This is a genomic window from Paenibacillus sp. CAU 1782 (assembly GCF_054551715.1).
On record NZ_JBTOLL010000003.1, the window covers coordinates 291,352 to 309,019 of the forward strand.

The window sequence follows — 17,668 nt, forward strand, 5'->3', positions numbered from 1 at the left end:
TTTTAAGCGTTCGCTTTTGTTCTCCGGATTCCAACATATGACCCCATTAAATAGAAGGAATCTGGAAACAACAGCGATCGAAAGAACTTTTCACACGGCGGCCCACTATTAAGCCCACTATATTCTGTTGAACTTATACAGCCCCCCCGGATTGAATGATGAAAGGTGGAGGTTTATCTTATGAAAAAATGGAAAAAATCGCTTTCCTTTATTATGGCGCTTGTGCTCGCTTTGTTAATATTCCCGGAGGGCCCAAGCTTACAGGCTGCATCAGACGTATTGGCTGCATCCAATGTGCTGGCCGCGGAGAATCCGCTTGCGCCGGCGATTGGCAAGACGCCAGGCAATGGCAATCCGCTATTTTCGCACAAGTTTGGCGCAGATCCTTATGCAATGGAATATGACGGAAGAATCTACATCTACATGACCAATGATATTTTGCAATACAATGCCGATGGCTCCGTCAGAGACAACACCTACAGCCTCATTAACAAAATTACGGTCGTTTCCAGCGACGATATGGTGAACTGGACCGACCATGGCGAAATCCCTGTAGCCGGAGCGCAAGGAGCGGCGAAATGGGCCAATAACTCGTGGGCTCCTGCCGCCGCCCATAAATCGATAGACGGAAAAGAGAAGTTTTTCCTCTATTTTGCGGATAGCGCCAACGGGATTGGCGTACTTACGGCGGACAGTCCGATTGGTCCGTTTACGGATCCGCTTGGCAGAGCCCTGATTAACCGGAATACGCCGGGAGCGAGCGATGTCACCTGGCTGTTCGACCCTGCGGTTCTGGTTGACGATGATGGAAGCGGCTATATTTATTTTGGCGGCGGCGTTCCTGCGGGCAAGGAGTCCGATCCCGGGACGGCGCGTGTCGCAAAGCTTGGAGCGGATATGATCAGCTTGGACTTGGCTGCCAGCGGAGGCTCGGTGAAGCCGATTAATCCGCCATGGCTGTTCGAGGATTCGGGCATCAACAAATACAACGGCAAATATTATTATTCCTACTGCACTAATTTCTCGGCAGGCAACCGGCCCGACCATCCAACGGGAACCATTGCTTACATGGTAAGCGATAATCCCCTGGGACCGTTTACGTATGTCAAAACGATATTGCCAAACCCCGTTACGTTTTTTGGAGTAGGGGGGAACAATCATCATGCTATTTTTGACTTCAAGGATGAATGGTATATCGTCTACCATGCGCAAACGCTGGCGAAAGCAATGGCGGAAAGCGGCACAATGCCGGAAATGGGCGGGCAGTCGCGCGGATACCGCAATGCGCATATCAACAAATTGAGCTTTGACGAAAACGGTGTTATTGGAAATATTACGGGCGATTATAAAGGCATTCCGCAGTTGAAAGCCTTTAATCCCTATACGAGAGTTGAAGCAGAAACGCTGGGCTGGAGCGGCGGAATCGCTACAGAAAAGACGACAGAGCCGGGAGCCCTGGTAAGCGGCATCAATCTGGCAGTAGGCAACATCCAGGACGGAGACTGGACAGCGGTATCAGGAGTCGACTTTGGGGCGGACGGCGCGGCAACTTTTACAGCAAACGTTGCAAGCGGTTCCAATGGCGGCAAAATCGAGCTGCGGCTGGACAACGCCAATGGCCCGTTAGTTGGCACGCTGCCTGTATCGAACACCGGCGGCGAGCAAAGCTGGCAGACAAAAACAATAAACATCTCCGGCGCCACGGGCGTGCATGATCTTTATCTTGTATACCGCGGCGAAGGAGCCGGCAAGCTGCTTAGCGTCGACTACTGGCAGTTTGGACAAAAAAGCGCCACGCGCGAGCTTGCCGCAATTCATGCAACAATTAACAAGTATAAGCTTGATACCGCCACGGGAATGAATACGGCTTCCTTAAAGGTAACGGCCGTATACACCGACGGAACAAGTCAGGATGTGACGGAGCAAGCATCCGCGACGCCAGCGCAAAGCGGCATCGTTAGCGTGGCTGGCGGAGTTGTAACCGGCACGGGTTACGGCACAACAAGCATTGACATCAGCTATGGCGGAAAATCGGATACGGTGCATGTGTTGGTCAAGGACCTGAACAGCGAGCTGACGGTAAAGCAAATTACGGTCGATAACAGCTCGGTTGCGCTGGATTCCGGTCAAACCGCCAATTTCAAAGTAACGGCGGAATATATGGATGGCCACACGGAGGATGTCACAAGGCTGTCAACCTACAGCAACCCTGCTCCCGGCGTCGCGGATGTGGCAAACGGAATCATTACAGCCAAAGGAAGCGGAACAACCACTGTAACGGTAAGCTACAAAGGAGCGCTGGGAGAAGCCGCAACTGCTGCGATCAGCGTAACGGTCAATGTGCCCTCCATTGTGGCAATCGAAGCGGAGACGGCGGCGGACAATACGGAGGATGCCTATGTAACCGGCGTTATAAACGGCCATACATGGACAGCCGTGGATGGCCAGACGACAAAGGCTATGCTTTTTGGCCCGGATACGGGCTTCAACATGCCAGGCACGGATGCGGCGACACTGGCCACCGGCTCTCGTCTATCCTACAAAATCAACTTCAAGACATCAGGCACGTACCAGCTATGGGTGCTTGCAAAAAGCGTAGATTTCAATTCGGATTCCGTCCATGTCGGTTTGGACAATGAATATAAATTTACGTCCAACGGCATTCAGAACGTAAGCGCGGGGCAATTCAGATGGGTAAATCTGAGCAACGGCGGTACCGCCGTACCGGGCGGCGCGCCGCTTTCCATTACGGCCGGCGTTCATGAGCTGAACTTCTGGGGCAGGGAAGACGGGTTTGTCCTTGACCGGATTTATTTGACTACCAGCACCTCGGGTGCAGAGCCAGTTTGGCCTCCGGCAGAGGCTCCGGAGCCAATCGCCGAGCTATCGGCGGATGCCAGCGTGAAGCCGGGCAGCAGCTTTGCGGTGGCGGTTAGCCTGAATAATCTGGAGGAAAGCGTATATGCCGAAGACATAACGCTGAACTATGATGACGACGTATTCCAATACGTCAGCGCCTCAGGCGCAACCGATCATGTTCAGATTGTAAAAGAAGACAAGGAAACCGCAGGCAAAATCAGGCTGGTAGCCGCCAATATCGGCGGAATATCGGGGGCTGAAACAGCGGTCTTGAATTTGACCTTCAAGGTTAAGGACGGCGTTCAGAATACAACCGGAACGGTGGCGGTAACCCAAGCCAAGCTTGGCGTTGCTCCAGAGGGGACCGTTATTGCGGCAGCGCTTGGGAGCAAGACGATTGCGGTAGGCAGCAGCGATGTAGTGATTGACAAGGGAGCTTTGACCGCTGCGATCGCAAAAGCGCAGGAGCTGTACGACGGGGCTGTTGTTGGTTCGTTGCCGGGACAATATCCGCAAGCGGCCAAGGATGGACTGGGCGAGGCGATCAGCGCGGCAAAAGCAGTCAACGCAAACGCAAGCGCAACACAGGCGCAGGTTGACAGCGCCACGGCGGCATTGACGGATGCCATTGACCACTTTACTGAAGCCGTTATCAAGGAAGCTTCGGCAGATTTGAACAACGACGGAGTTGTCAATGTAGGCGATTTGGCAATGGCGGCGTATCATTACGGCAAAGATTCCGCAAGCGCGGACTGGTCGACAGCCAAGATCGCGGATATGAACAACGACGGCAAAATCGATATCGTCGATCTGTCGTTTGTCGCAAGCAAAATAATAGAAAAGCAGCAGAAGGAGCTTAATCGATGAAAAAGATAGCTTCGATAACGCTGGCTGCCGCTCTGTCATTAAGCCTGCTGGCTGGAGCAGGAGGTTCGCCTGAAGTTCAGGCGGCCTCCGAGCCGCCCCTCAAGCTGTGGTATAAGTTTGACGAGACGGAAGGAAGCAAGGCGGTGGATTCATCGGGCAACGGCTTTGACGGTACCTATGTCAATGCAGTGGTTCGTGAAAAAGGCGTAGACGGCACAAGTTATGCCATGACCGGAGGGGCATCCAATTCGGCAACCGCGCCGTATATTGCTATTCCAAACGGCGTATTAAACGGGCTGGATCAGATGACGGTTGCGGCATGGGTCAAATGGAGCGGGGGCAGCGCAAACCAATGGTTATATGCGTTAGGGGCGGATTCCAACAGGAACCAGTTCCTGTCGCCGCGGCTTTGGAGCGGGAAGCTGCATTCCGCAATCAAAAATGGAGGAGGCGAGCAGGTCGCCGACGGGGCAGAAGCGATGGACACCGGAGTGTGGAAGCATGTCGCCGTCACCATTGATCCGGCAGCCAGAACAAGCGTCCTCTACCTGGACGGGGTTGCTTTGTCGCGCAATACAAACACAACGATTAAACCCTCCGACTTGTATGACGCCGCCAAAGGCTACTCGGGCTACATTGGCAAATCCTTTTATGCCGACCCTTATTTCTCCGGGCAAGTGGATGACTTCCGAATTTATTCTGCGGCATTGAGCGAGGAGGACATTAACGTTTTGTACAATGCATCACTGGATGCTTCGCAAGTTGTCGCCGAGGCGAAAGCCAATCTAAGCATAGGCAAAACCATCGTAACGGACGATATCCAGCTGCCGGGGCAGTTTAATGGAACCGAAATTGCCTGGCAGTCCGGCAAACCTGCCTATCTCAGCCATGACGGCAAGGTGACAAGGCCTGCGGCAGGAGAGCAACCCGTTGTTGCTGCCTTGACGGCGACCCTTTCCAAAGGCGAGGTTTCGGACACCCGGCCGTTTACGATTACCATTTTGCCGGAGGGTTATGACATTCAATTTACGAGCTACAACCCGATATTCAAAAGCGATGACAAGGGCAATCAAATCTTTACGGCGGACCCGGCCGCTCTGGTGGACGGCGATACGCTGTACGTGTATGCCGGCCGCGATCAGGCCTCCCTTGGCGGATGGTTCAGCATTAATGAATGGGTATGCTTCTCCACCAAGGATATGGTGAATTGGACATATGAAGGGCCCGTTATGAAAAGCACGGATTTCAGCTGGGCGACCAGCGGAACGGCATGGGCTTCCCAGGTTATTGAACGCGGCGGCAAATATTACCTGTATTCAACCTCCGGCAGACAAAATAATCAGGGTTATACCATCGGCGTAGCGGTATCCGACAGCCCGGTCGGCCCGTTTGTCGACGCATTGGGCCAGCCTCTGCTGGACAATGCGATTACAACGGGCGGAACCTTGTCCAGCATGGAGGATATTGATCCCACCGTCTTTATCGACGATGACGGGCAGGCGTACCTGTATTGGGGCAACGGCAAATTGCATTACGCGCTTCTGAACGAGGATATGATCTCATTCAAAGACCTGAACGGCGACGGCCGCATTACAGAGGGCGCGGATATTTTCACGAACGTTCCCATTAACGGTCTGACCGGCGGCATTTTTAGCGAAGCGCCGTGGCTTTACAAGAAAAACGGCAAATATTATCTTGTTTTTGCCCAGGCATTGCCGCAAAAGGTCGCTTATGCGACGTCCGACAGCCCGGTTGGGCCGTGGCAATATCAAGGGGTGATTTTGGGACCCAATCTGGAGCCTAATGGAGGGTCGGGCACAATCAGCTCCGATACTTCGCATCCCGCCGTTGTTGAATTTAAAGGCCAATCTTACCTGTTCTACCATAATGCAGCCTTGCCAACCGGTGGCCAGACCAGACGCTCAGTTAGCGTGGAAGCGATCTATTACAATGAAGACGGAGGTATTCAACCCGCGCAAATTACATCAACCGGTCCTTTTGGCACGGCATCGCTGATTCAGTCCAATCGTTATCCTGATCAGTTCATTACGTTTTCCGGTTATGATACGGCACTTGGCCGGAAGCAAGGAGACGAGTTGCCGCTGAAGTGGGAGGTGCTGCCAGGGCTTGCGGATGAAGCGACTCTGGATACGGTATCCCTTCAGGTGGTCAACAAGCCGGGATATTACTTGAGCGCAAACGGCAGCTCCATCGTATTGGCGAAGCATGATCATACAACCGGTTTTAAAAATCGGGCAACGTTCAGGAAGGTGCCGGGATTGGCAGATTCCGAATGGGTATCGTTTCAGTCCATCTCCAATCCCGAGCTGTATATCCGGCAGTCCGACGGGAACGGCTCCAAATTAAGGCTGGACGCCTATTCGGCGGGCAGCAGCGGATCGGATAAGCAGGATGCGACCTTCCGAATCATCAAAGAGGCAAAGTCGGGTCTGCCAACAGCCGCGCTTTCGGGAGCAAGTCTTGTTCAACCCGGAAGCACCTTTACGTTGGGAATTAGTCTGGAGAATATGACGCAAAGCGTTTATGCGCAGGATATTGCTTTGAGCTATGACGCGGGTCTGTTCCAGTATGTGAGCGCTGCGGGCGCAGACGATCGTATTCAACTGGTGACAGAGGACAAATCCCAGTCTGGAAAAATTAGACTGATCGCCGCCAACATCGGCGGCGTATCCGGTGAAAGCACGCCGGTGCTGAATGTTGTCTTTAAGGTAAATGGCGGGGTTCAAAGCACAAGCGGCATCATTGCAACCACCCACGCCAAGCTTGGCACGGCACCCCAAGGTACGGTCATTCAAGCGGCGCTTGCCAGTAAAACCATTGCCGTTGGCAGTACCGACCCAGGCGTGGATAAGGGCGCTCTGCAAGCCGCTATAACAGCTGCGCAGGATCTGTATGACGGGGCGGTTGTCGGCACGCTTCCTGGGCAATATCCGAAGGCGGCCACGGATGAGTTGGGCGCGGCAATCGATGCGGCGACAGCTGTACTGGACCTTGCAAGCGCGACACAGTTGCAAGTGGACGGAGCGGTGGTTGCTCTGAACAGCGCAGTTGACGACTTTAAGGCGTCGGTTATTCAGGAGGCCTCCGCCGACCTTAATGGCGACGGAGTTGTCAATGTAGGCGACCTTGCAATGGCTGCCTATCATTATGGAAAGGATTCTGCAAGCCCCGATTGGCAGACCGCACGAGTGGCGGATATGAATCGCGACGACAAAATCGACATTGCCGATCTGTCCCACATCGCATCCGCAATGGCGGAATAGGTGGGTGGCTGCCGATACTGGCCGCAAGCTGGTCCAAGTTTCATCATGCAACGCAAATAAGGGACCATTCAATTGGCCCTGATAATCTTTTATAAGTGCCCAAAGAAAAAGTAACTCTCAAAAAAGTTTCGAAAAAAAGTTTTCGAAAAAAAGTTTTCGAAAAACAGCTAATGATTTTCAGTATAAGCTGTTGGACTATGGCAACAGCCACGATCATACTGTTGGACTATGGCAACCGCTACGATACTGTTGCAGGGGGAAGCAGGGGGGAGGGGGAGGAGAAGGAGAAGTTCCGCCTTCTCGTCTCCCCTTCCTTTTTTGGATGTGTGGAGAAGCTTTGTACGATTTTTTACTCAAATTACTATGTCATCAAAATATGTAACGGTCATCCATGACCGTTAGGAGCCTCTTTTTAATGAATATCAGTTTCTAATGGACATCGGCGGCCGTTAAAATCCATATTCACCCCGTTTTCACCCACTTTTGAGCGCTAAAGGACACGCGTGACCGTTACACACAACCAATCCAGCCATTTCGTACTCTAACGGTCATGGATGACCGCTACACTTTCACAGTACAGCAAAGCCTAGCACAGAACGGTACACCATAGCACTGCACGGCACTGCATAGCACTTCACGGCATTGCATAGCACTGCACGGCACTGCATAGCAAAGCACTGCACGGCACTGCAAAGCACTGCACGGCACAGCACAGCAAAGCACTGCACGGCACAGCAAAGCAAAGCACTGCACGGCACAGCAAAGCACTGCACGGCACAGCACAGCACAGCACAGCACAGCAAAGCACTGCACGGCATTGCATAGCACTGCACGGCACTGCATAGCAAAGCACTGCACGGCACTGCAAAGCACTGCACTGCACTGCACGGCACTGCATAGCACTGCACGGCATTGCATAGCACTGCACGGCACTGCATAGCACTGCACGGCGCGGCACTGCATAGCACTGCACGGCACAGTACAGTACAGTACAGCACAGCACAGCAAAGCACTGCACTGCATTGCACAGCAAAGCGCTGCACAGCAAAGCGTTGCGCTGCACTGCATAGCACAGCAAAGCGCTGCACAGCAAAGCGTTGCGCTGCACTGCACTGCATAGCACAGCAAAGCACTGCATAGCACTGCATAGCACTGCATAGCACAGCAAAGCACTGCACAGCAAAGCGCTGCGCTGCATAGCACAGCAAAGCGCTGCGCTGCATTGCACAGCAAAGCGCTGCACAGCAAAGCGTTGCGCTGCACTGCACGGCAAAGCACTACATTACACTACAGCTCAAAGTTGCCTGTTCTAGCTGCCTGTTTTTTTCCGAAATAAAAAAATAATTTCCCGGAAACTAACGGCCCTGGCTCTGGCGTTTCTGAAGCCTGGTTACATCGGGAAAGGAATCCACCGTGTCGCGGGTCAGCACGGCTGTGCCGGTATCGACATGCTCCGGCAACGGCTTTTTCTGTGCGGCGAGTATAAGGTTTGTTATAATCTCCACTGCCCAGTTTTGTTCATTTTGCGAAACAACGGCTGTAATCTGTCCGTTATGGATCGCTTCCTTAATGTCGCTTTGCATGCCGAAAGCCACGACATCCCGGGTCAGCCCCTTGGCTTTCCAAACAAGGATGGAGGAGGCGGGCGACCAGAGGTCCAGCGAAACAAAGGCGTCAAAATGCGGATGGCCGTCGATCATAATTTCCATGTCCGTCAAAGCTTGATCCTCGCTCCCGTTGTTGAAGCGCACATCCAGCACCTGAATGTCCGTATAGGCATTAATGTGCTGCAGCATGCCCTCCAGCCGCTCCTGCTGCGCCGGCAATTTGGGAAAGCCGCTTTCCACCAGCACCATCCCGCGGCTTTTGAGCAGCCGGTCCAGCACTTCCCCTAGAAGCTTTCCGGCTTCGTAATGATTACTTCCGATATACGTCAGCCGGCTGCTGTCCGGCGAATCCGTCTCGAAGCAAATAACGGGAATTCCTGCATGGACCGCCCGGTCAATGACGGGCGCAAGCGCATCGCCGTCTACCGGACTAACGGCAATGCCGTCTACCCCCTGTTTGATCATTTGCTCCATCATGCGGATTTGCTGCTCGATATTGAATTCATCCGGCGCTTTGACGATCAGCTCGATATCCAGGGGGGCCGCAGCCTCTTCCGTCATTTGGGTTATCATTTCGTAGAATGGATGCGCCATCGGATAGAGGATGCCAAACGTAAGCTGCGCCTCGTTCCGGGGAGGAGACGCTGCTGTATCCGCTGCGGATTTGCGTTCCGCCGGGGGACCGGCAAGGCAGCCGGCAGTGAACAAAACCATAGAAACGGCCAATACGGAAACCCATTTAGCCATGCCTGAAGGCAGCACCATAGCCGTCTCCCTTCGTCTCAAGCGCAAGCCCTCCATTTTTCCGGAATTGCTTGGTCGTCATGCCCGTCACCCGTTTGAAAAGATTAGAGAAATAATGCGCATCGTTATAGCCGACCTGAAAAGCAACCTCATAGGATTTGGCCGGGGTCGTCAGCAGCAGCTCCATCGCTTTCCGCATCCGGGTTTGGGTCAAATGCTCGATGAACGTTTGTCCGGTTCCCTGGCTAAATACCTTGCTCAGATGGCTCGGACTGAGCTGGACATAGTCGGAGGCGCTTTGAAGCGAAATATACTCCTTGTCGTAATGCTCCTCGATGTAGGCCTTAACTTTGTCGATCAGCTCGCTGTATTTGTCGGCGCCTTCGCTTCTCCATTTCCAATACTGCCCCGCAAGACGGATGAGATAGGCCGATGCGTCGTCTGTTGTGCGGATACTGCTGATTTCGGATTGGAAGGATGTCAATGCATCCTGATACGAGATGCGGAACGATTGCTTGGAGGCATGAAGCACCTCAATGGTCAAATCGTTCAGCAGGTAATAGCCGAGCGGCGAGCTGTCCCAATTTTGCCGGTTTATTTCGGCCATATAGGTTGCGATAAAGCTCTCTACCTCTGTCGGCTTGCCCAGTCTCAGAAAGTCCAGAAATTTGGACCGCTCCAGAAAAACGGCGGGATCCAGCAAGGCTTGCGCCGATGCGCTCATATCTCTGCGATTTTGCCTGGAGAGACGTTGTCCATGCATATCCTCCTCGGCGTCCAGATAGGAGAGATGGATGCTTTGCAGCCGGTCATACACGTTTCCAATCCCGATAGCGGAAGTTGTGTTGCTGGAGCTGTCGGCTTCCTCGCGTTGAATGCGGAACACCAGGAGGTTTTCATCAAGCTGCGCGCGCGATTCTCCAGTGACGATCCAGACCGTCTCGGAGCGGCTGCGCTTATAGGAGAGTTGCCCCTCTTCATGGCAAAGCGGCAGGGAAGGCGGCGTTTTGTCCAGTCGGCAAGCGGCCCCCGGCTCTGCCTGTTCGGCAATTTCCTCCTCGGTTGTTTCGCGGGCATCCGAAATAACGACAGCGTAATAGGGCGCTATTAAATCGATAGAAAGCGACGAGCCCCAGCGAATTGCCTCCGAGGCGGTCAAAAAGCCGCAGCATAATTCGCTAAGCAGCTTTTCCTTCGTCACCGTTTTTTTCTCCGTTTCGCTTTGCAGCAGCTTTCGCGCTTGCTCCTGCTGGAGCCGCTCCGCGTCGATTTTGCCGCTGACGCGGTGGAGCAGCTCAAGCATGCTGGCCGCGCTGACCGGTTTCAGGCAATACTCCTCTACGCCCAGGTGCAGCGCCGTTCTGGCATATTCAAATTCGCCATGGCCGCTGAGGATAACGATTTTGACATGCGGCATTTGCTTGCGAACGATGCCGCTAAGCTCAAGGCCGTCCATAAAAGGCATCATAATGTCGGTAATCAGAATATCGGGCTGAAGCTGCTCGATTAGTTGGAGCGCAATTTCGCCGTCCGGCGCGTCCCCCACGAAAGAAAAGCCTTCCTTCTCCCACTGAATGCATTCCTGTACCGTTTCGCGAACGAGAATTTCATCATCCACCAGCATGACCTTTTTCACGGGATTTGCTCCTCTCTCATCGGTAATGTGATGATAACCTTTGTACCCGCACCTTCGACGCTTTCGACGATGACGCCATACGAATCGCCGTAATACAACCGCAGCCTTTGCTCCACGTTATGCAGGCCAAATCCGCCGGATACCTCCTTGCCGGTTTCCTCCGGCAGCTGTCGCGTCAGCAGGCCGCGCTTCAGCGCATCCAGTTTTTCGGGCGTCATGCCGGCGCCGTTGTCTTCGACCATAAGCAGCATTTCCTTGTCCGGTGTTTCGTACCCGACGATACGGACAAGTCCTTTGCCCCTTTTATTTTTGATGCCATGATAGATAGCGTTTTCAACAATGGGCTGAAGCGTCATTTTCAGAATGGAATAATGCTTGAGGCAAGGGTCCACGTCGATTTCGTAATCCAGAATATCGCGGTAGCGCATTTGCTGAATAACCAGGTAGCTGTGCACATGCTCCAGCTCCTTCTCCACGCTGATCCAGTCGCGTCCTCTGCTGAGAGAAATTCGGAACAGCTTGGAGAGCGCCTCGACAAGCAAAATGACTTGCCTGTTGCGGCCAGCCTCCGCCATCCATACGATGGAGTCCAGCGTGTTGTACAGAAAATGCGGGTTTATTTGAGCCTGGAGCGCTCTTAGCTCCGCTTTTTTCATCGCTTCATGCTCTTTGATGCTGGTGTCCAGCAGCCCTTTGATTTTCCCCAGCATAATGTTGAAATTGGCGCTTAGGTTGGCTATTTCGTCCTTGCCGGTTGTGGCGACCTTGGCTTCCAGATAACCGGAGGCGGCTAGCTGCATTTTGTTTTTGAGCAATTGAACAGGTCTCGTCAGTCTGGAGGAAATGTAGAAATGGAGTGTAATGGTGAACATGATGCTCAGAATGACGCTGACGATAATCATTTGCCTGATGGAGTTGGCCTCCTCCACAATTTCTTGCAGAGGTACGTAACCGATGATGTTCCAGCCTGTCCTCGGCGACTTTGCCGCAAATACAAATTTCGGTTTTCCGTGCGAAGAATCAATGTAATGGCGCTCCGAACGAAGAATGACGTCCCGTCCGTTCGGAAGCTTCTCCTCTTGCCGGCTCGACGGAGTGAAGACTGGCGTTCCTTCGGCATCGGTAACATAGAAGAAACCCGTTTTGCCAAGCGTTGTGCCGTCGATTGAGCGGCCTACGACGAAATCGTCGATATCAATGACGATGAATCCGATGACCTCGTGCGTAATCCGCTGCTTGACTGTGGCCATGATGGAAATAACGTTGGATTCCTCGTATTGAAATCCGTCGATGCGGTCGAGCGGCGAAGATTGGGACGGCGGAATGTTCAGGATGTCATCGGGATGGTTGGTCAAGTAGGCGAAATGGTGGTTGCGCAGCGGGTTTTTGTCCAGTTGAAAGACACCGCGCCGGTCACTGATGCCTCTTCCGTACAAATTGATGATGGATATATTGAGGACGCTTTCATCGCTGTAGGTGTCGAGATAGGAGTCCATCGTTTTCAGAATGTCTTTTGCATCGGAATAGCTATCGCTTTGCGAGAGCAGGAAGTGAAGGACGCGGGGATCGTTGCCAAGCTCTAGCAGTTTGCCGGTATCCTCAAACAGCAGGTCGATGTCGCGCGCAAGCTGTTCTCCCGCAATCATGGAAGACGCTTTGCTGTTGCCAAACACCGTATTATACGATTTTTGGTAGGAAACGAGGCCAACAATAATAAGCGGCACACAGGTAAGCAAGATAAACATCGTGAGCAGCTTCGCCCGCAGGCTGGAGGCAATCCAATCAATTAGCTTCATATGCTTACTATACCAAAATCGCGGGTTGAAGGATATGGAAGCGCAAACATTCAAAAGAAAATACACCAAATGAGCAAAAAAGAAAACAAATGGCGGGCCGCTGCCTCAAAACGCATAAAAATTTACAAGGATTACGTATCAAACTCCGTATAAGACCCCGATGTAAGCGTTTTATAATCATCTCAAACCAATTGATTTGGTTACCACAAGGGGAGGTATGAAGTACATGAATGCTGTCAAAAAGAAAGGACTTGCTATCGTCACATTGGCGATTATGCTGTTTTCCGCCGCTTGCTCGGGGAACGGGGGAGCAACACCTCCGGCTAACAATGGGGGAGGAGCCTCAAGCTCTCCAACAGCAGAAGCGACAAAGGCGCCTGAAGGCAAAAAGATTACGCTTGGCTTCTCTCAGGTCGGCGCGGAAAGCGGCTGGCGCACGGCCAATACGCAATCGATTCAGGACTCGGCGAAGGAAGCCGGCTTCGATCTGAAGTTTTCCGACGCGCAGCAGAAGCAGGAAAACCAGATTAAAGCCATCCGTACATTTATTCAGCAAAAGGTTGACGTTATCGCCTTTTCCCCGGTAGTTGAGTCAGGGTGGGATACGGTACTGAAGGAAGCGAAGGATGCGGGCATTCCGGTTATTCTGACGGACCGCGCCGTTGATTCCGCAGATACGTCGCTGTACGAAACGTTTATCGGCTCCGACTTTGTCGAGGAGGGCCGCCGCGCCGGAACCTGGCTGGTCGAGCAGTACAAGGATGCGACAGAAGACATCAACATCGTAGAACTGCAAGGCACAACAGGCTCCGCACCGGCAAATGACCGCAAATCGGGTTTTGACGAAATCATTTCTTCCAACCCCCATTTAAAGGTAATCGCTTCACAAACAGGTGAATTCACGCGCGCCAAGGGCAAAGAGGTTATGCAAGCGTTCCTGAAGGCGAATGCGGATATCGATGTGTTGTATGCCCATAATGACGATATGGCGCTTGGCGCAATCCAGGCGATTGAAGCGGCTGGCCTCAAGCCGGGCGAGGACATTATCATCATTTCGGTTGACGGCGTCAAAGACGGCTTTATTGCTGCAAGCGAAGGGAAAATCAACTTTATCGTGGAATGCAATCCGCTTCTCGGGCCTCAATTGATGCAGGCTGTTCAAGATGTAGTAGACGGAAAACCGGTTGAGAAGCGCATCGTGACGGAGGAAGGCGTGTTTACGTCGGAGGACGCGAAGCGCGAGCTTCCTAACCGTAAATATTAAGAAGCCGGACTGCTGGAAGTCAGAGGAAGCCGGTCCCGGCGATATGCCGGGACGGCTTTGTGGAAAATAGAGAGGAGCATTCCGATGGAAGAACGCCTTCCGATTCTGCAGATGGGGGATATTCACAAGCAATTTCCGGGCGTTAAAGCGTTGTCGAACGTACAATTTCGTTTATTTCCCGGCGAGGTGCACGCATTGATGGGAGAAAACGGCGCCGGAAAATCGACGCTGATTAAAGTATTGACGGGCGTGTATTCGATTGACCGGGGTTATGTGGAGCTGGAGCAAAAGCGTATTGTGATTGGAAGCCCGCAGGATGCGCAAGCCGCGGGAATCAGTACCGTTTATCAGGAAGTGAACCTGTGCCCGAATTTGTCCGTAGCGGAAAATATTTTTATCGGCAGAGAGCCGATGCGCTTTGGCCGCATTCTGTGGAAGGAGCTGAACGCCGCAGCCGCGAAGCTGCTGGAGGAACGCATGAACTTGAAGATTGATGTGACGAAGCCTCTTCATGTATACCCCATCGCGATTCAGCAATTGGTTGCGATTGCGAGAGCGCTAAATATATCGGCAAAGGTGCTTATCCTTGACGAGCCTACCTCAAGCCTTGACCGTGGCGAGGTGCGCCAGCTGTTTGGCGTCATGAACAAGCTTAAGAGCGAAGGGCTTGCGATTCTGTTTGTGACGCATTTCCTGAATCAGGTTTATGAAATATCCGATCGAATAACCATTCTCCGTGGCGGAGAATTTGTGGGGGAATATGCGGCTTCCGCATTGCCCCGTATAGAGCTCGTCTCCAAAATGATCGGCAAGGAGCTGAAGCTGCTGGAGGAGCTGCCCAAGCAGGCGGCCGCCCTCGAGGGAAAGGAAGGGAAAACGCTGCTCGAAGCCAAATCCCTTGGCAAAAGAGGCGCGATCGAACCGTTTGACCTTTCTATTCGCGAAGGGGAAATCGTCGGGCTTGCGGGACTGCTCGGCTCGGGCAGAACGGAAGCGGCACGGCTGTTGTTTGGAGCCGATTCACCCGATCAAGGCTCCTTGAGGATCGGAAACAGCGGCATTGTGCATACGCCGAGACAAGCTATTGATAACGGCATCGCCTTTTGCTCCGAGGACCGTAAAGGCGAAGGCATCATTGATGATTTGACTATCCGCGAGAACATTGTGCTTGCTTTGCAAGCGTCCCAGGGCTGGTTCCGCAGCATTTCAAGGAAGCGGCAGTCCGAAATCGCAAAGCAGTTTATTGAAGCGTTAAATATCAATCCGCCTAACCCGGACCAGTTGATCAAAAATTTGAGCGGCGGCAACCAGCAGAAGGTATTGCTTGCCAGATGGCTTCTGACTGATCCAAAGCTGCTTATTCTGGATGAGCCGACCAGGGGCATTGATATCGGCGCGAAGGCGGAAATCCAGAAGCTCGTTAAGTCGTTGTCGCAGAAGGGCATGTCGCTTTTGTTTATTTCGTCCGAGCTTGAGGAAGTGCTGAGGGTCAGCGACCGTATTGTTGTGTTGCGCGACCGTAGAAAGGTGAAGGAGATGGCGGGCGGCGAGATGAGCGAGCAGATGGTTATGAAGGCAATTGCCGGAGGGGGAGAAGGATGAAGCATCATTTGTTTTGGCCGGTAACGCTGCTGGCATTGCTGCTGCTGTTTAATCTGCTGTATGATCCGTCGTTTTTTTTGATCAAAATCAGGGATGGCCGGTTGTATGGCACTCTGATTGACATTCTGAACTTTGGAGCTCCGCTTATGCTGGTTTCAATCGGGATGACGCTTGTTATTGCGACCAAAGGCATTGATCTGTCCGTTGGCTCCATAGTCGCGATTACAGGGGCAATGGCCTGCATGACCATTAGCAAGGGTTCGGATCAGAATGCTCTTGGTCTTGTGGCGCTTGCTGTTTTTATGGCGCTTGCCTTGTCGCTGCTGCTTGGGCTTTGGAATGGTTTTCTCGTTGCGGGCATGGGCATTCAGCCCATTATCGCCACGCTTATTCTAATGGTTGCAGGCCGCGGCATTGCCCAGCTTATTACAAGCGGTCAGATCATTACAGTAACCAGCGAAAACTACAAGTTTATCGGGGCAGGCGGCCTGTTCCGGCTGCCCTTCTCCATTTTCATCGTGGCTGTTGTGTTTGCGGCTGCGGTTCTGTTAACTAGGAGGACCTCAATCGGCATGTTTATCGAATCGGTAGGCAATAAGCCGGTGGCAAGCCGTCTTGCGGGCATCCGCGCAAAATCGGTCATGATCGCGGCGTATCTCTTCTGCGGCCTGTGCGCCGGTATTGCCGGTCTTATTCTAAGCTCCAATGTTTCCAGCGCCGACGGCAACAACGCAGGCCTTTGGTATGAGCTTGACGCGATTCTTGCGGTTGTTATCGGCGGAACTTCTCTGAACGGCGGACGCTTTTACCTGACAGGCACGGTTGTTGGCGCGCTTATTATCCAGACATTAACGACAACGATCTATGTCATTAATGTACCGCCGGAAATTACGCTTGTTGTCAAAGCGTTTGTTGTGCTGGTCGTATGCCTGATCCAGTCCGAACATTTCCGCAAGGCGCTTGTGAGCAGATGGAAAACGCGTCGCTACCCGGCCGAAAAGGAGGCGACCCGCCATGTTTAAACGCCAGCATATGCCGATTTTTGTAACGGTAGCTTTGTTTGCCCTTATGTTTATTGCCGGCTCCTTCCGGTATACCGGCTTTTTCTCTGCCCAGGTGCTGCTCAATTTGCTCATTGATAACGCCTTTCTCCTGATCGTTGCAATCGGAATGACGTTTGTTATCGTTTCGGGAGGGATTGATCTATCCGTTGGATCGGTTATTGCGCTGACGACGATGATATCGGCTACGCTGCTGCAAGACGGCTGGTCGCCTGCGGTAGTTATTCCGCTGGTGCTGCTGCTTGGCCTTTTGTTTGGCGGGGCAATGGGGGCAATCATTCATTATTTCAAAATCCAGCCCTTCATCGTCACGCTGGCGGGGATGTTTCTTGCTAGAGGGCTGTGCTATGTTATCAGCAAAAATACGATCACAATCAATAATGCCTTTTATACGTCGGTTGCTCAGACGAAGGTCACCTTGCCGGGCGGCAACTTCGTTTCAATCAGCGTGTTGATCGCGCTGCTTTTGTTCGCCGGGGCTTTCTACATGGCGCATTATACCCGTTTTGGCCGTAATACCTATGCGCTGGGCGGAAACGAACAATCCTCCGTCTTGATGGGTCTGCCGGTTGCGCGGACCAAAATCGGCGTATATATGTTCAGCGGTTTATGCTCTGCGTTGGCGGGCGTTGTGTTTACCTTCTACATGTTGTCCGGCTATGGGCTTCACGCCATCGGCATGGAGCTGGACGCGATAGCGGCGGTTGTCATCGGCGGAACGCTGCTGACCGGCGGCTTTGGATATTTGGCCGGGACGTTATTCGGGGTTCTGATTCAGGGAGTCATCCAAACCATCATCAGCTTTGAGGGAACGCTCAGCTCGTGGTGGACGCGTATTGTAATCGGCTTACTCCTGTTCTTCTTTATTTTACTGCAGAAGCTGTTCAGCAGCAGACAACCTCTCCAGAGAAACATTGCGCTGGACGGGAAGAAGGAATAACCCCGTAG

Annotated in this window: 9 protein-coding genes and 1 pseudogene; 7 read left to right on the forward strand and 3 right to left on the reverse strand. The window is 52.8% G+C overall.

All coding sequences use genetic code 11. The features are described 5' to 3' along the window. Positions 1 to 180 precede the first annotated feature (180 nt). The 3 genes and pseudogenes from ACX93W_RS11950 to ACX93W_RS11960 all read left to right on the forward strand — a co-directional run. A pseudogene (locus tag ACX93W_RS11950) lies at positions 181 to 1,788 on the forward strand (glycoside hydrolase family 43 protein); the annotation flags it as partial. A 69-nt stretch (positions 1,789 to 1,857) separates the two neighbouring features. Then, on the forward strand, positions 1,858 to 3,726 hold the full coding sequence (locus ACX93W_RS11955) for a dockerin type I domain-containing protein (protein ID WP_459392667.1): 1,869 nt from the start codon (positions 1,858 to 1,860) through the stop codon (positions 3,724 to 3,726). Continuing rightward, the gene (locus tag ACX93W_RS11960) at positions 3,723 to 7,010 is read left to right on the forward strand and encodes a family 43 glycosylhydrolase (RefSeq protein WP_459392596.1); all 3,288 of its coding nucleotides are present in this window, start codon (positions 3,723 to 3,725) and stop codon (positions 7,008 to 7,010) included. Before ACX93W_RS11955 ends, ACX93W_RS11960 begins: the two co-directional genes overlap by 4 nt. Positions 7,011 to 8,365: 1,355 nt before the next feature. Here the strand turns inward: ACX93W_RS11960 and ACX93W_RS11965 are convergent. Genes ACX93W_RS11965 through ACX93W_RS11975 form a run of 3 tightly spaced genes read right to left on the reverse strand, consistent with a single transcriptional unit; the run spans position 8,366 to position 12,793 of the window. Then, a complete protein-coding gene (locus ACX93W_RS11965; protein WP_459392597.1) occupies positions 8,366 to 9,403 on the reverse strand; it encodes a sugar ABC transporter substrate-binding protein in 1,038 nt (345 codons plus the stop codon). Then, entirely contained in the window at positions 9,357 to 10,997 is a 1,641-nt protein-coding gene (locus tag ACX93W_RS11970; RefSeq protein WP_459392598.1) for a response regulator, read from the reverse strand. Before ACX93W_RS11970 ends, ACX93W_RS11965 begins: the two co-directional genes overlap by 47 nt. Next, positions 10,994 to 12,793 (reverse strand): sensor histidine kinase, encoded by a 1,800-nt coding sequence (locus tag ACX93W_RS11975; RefSeq protein ID WP_459392599.1) that lies wholly within the window; start codon positions 12,791 to 12,793, stop codon positions 10,994 to 10,996. The genes ACX93W_RS11970 and ACX93W_RS11975 overlap by 4 nt, the downstream gene beginning before the upstream one ends. A gap of 226 nt (positions 12,794 to 13,019) precedes the next feature. On the opposite strand from ACX93W_RS11975, the gene ACX93W_RS11980 reads away from it, so the two are divergent. The 4 genes from ACX93W_RS11980 (at position 13,020) to yjfF (ending at position 17,660) form a co-directional block, all read left to right on the forward strand. Then, complete coding sequence (locus tag ACX93W_RS11980; RefSeq protein ID WP_459392600.1) at positions 13,020 to 14,057, forward strand: ABC transporter substrate-binding protein; 1,038 nt, start codon at positions 13,020 to 13,022, stop codon at positions 14,055 to 14,057. Positions 14,058 to 14,141: 84 nt separating this feature from the next. After that, positions 14,142 to 15,659, forward strand: coding sequence for a sugar ABC transporter ATP-binding protein (locus ACX93W_RS11985; protein ID WP_459392601.1), 1,518 nt, complete (start codon positions 14,142 to 14,144; stop codon positions 15,657 to 15,659). Continuing rightward, on the forward strand, positions 15,656 to 16,681 hold the full coding sequence (locus ACX93W_RS11990; protein ID WP_459392602.1) for an ABC transporter permease: 1,026 nt from the start codon (positions 15,656 to 15,658) through the stop codon (positions 16,679 to 16,681). The genes ACX93W_RS11985 and ACX93W_RS11990 overlap by 4 nt, the downstream gene beginning before the upstream one ends. Beyond that, positions 16,674 to 17,660 (forward strand): galactofuranose ABC transporter, permease protein YjfF, encoded by a 987-nt coding sequence (yjfF, locus tag ACX93W_RS11995; RefSeq protein WP_459392603.1) that lies wholly within the window; start codon positions 16,674 to 16,676, stop codon positions 17,658 to 17,660. The genes ACX93W_RS11990 and yjfF overlap by 8 nt, the downstream gene beginning before the upstream one ends. The last annotated feature ends 8 nt before the right edge of the window (positions 17,661 to 17,668 follow it).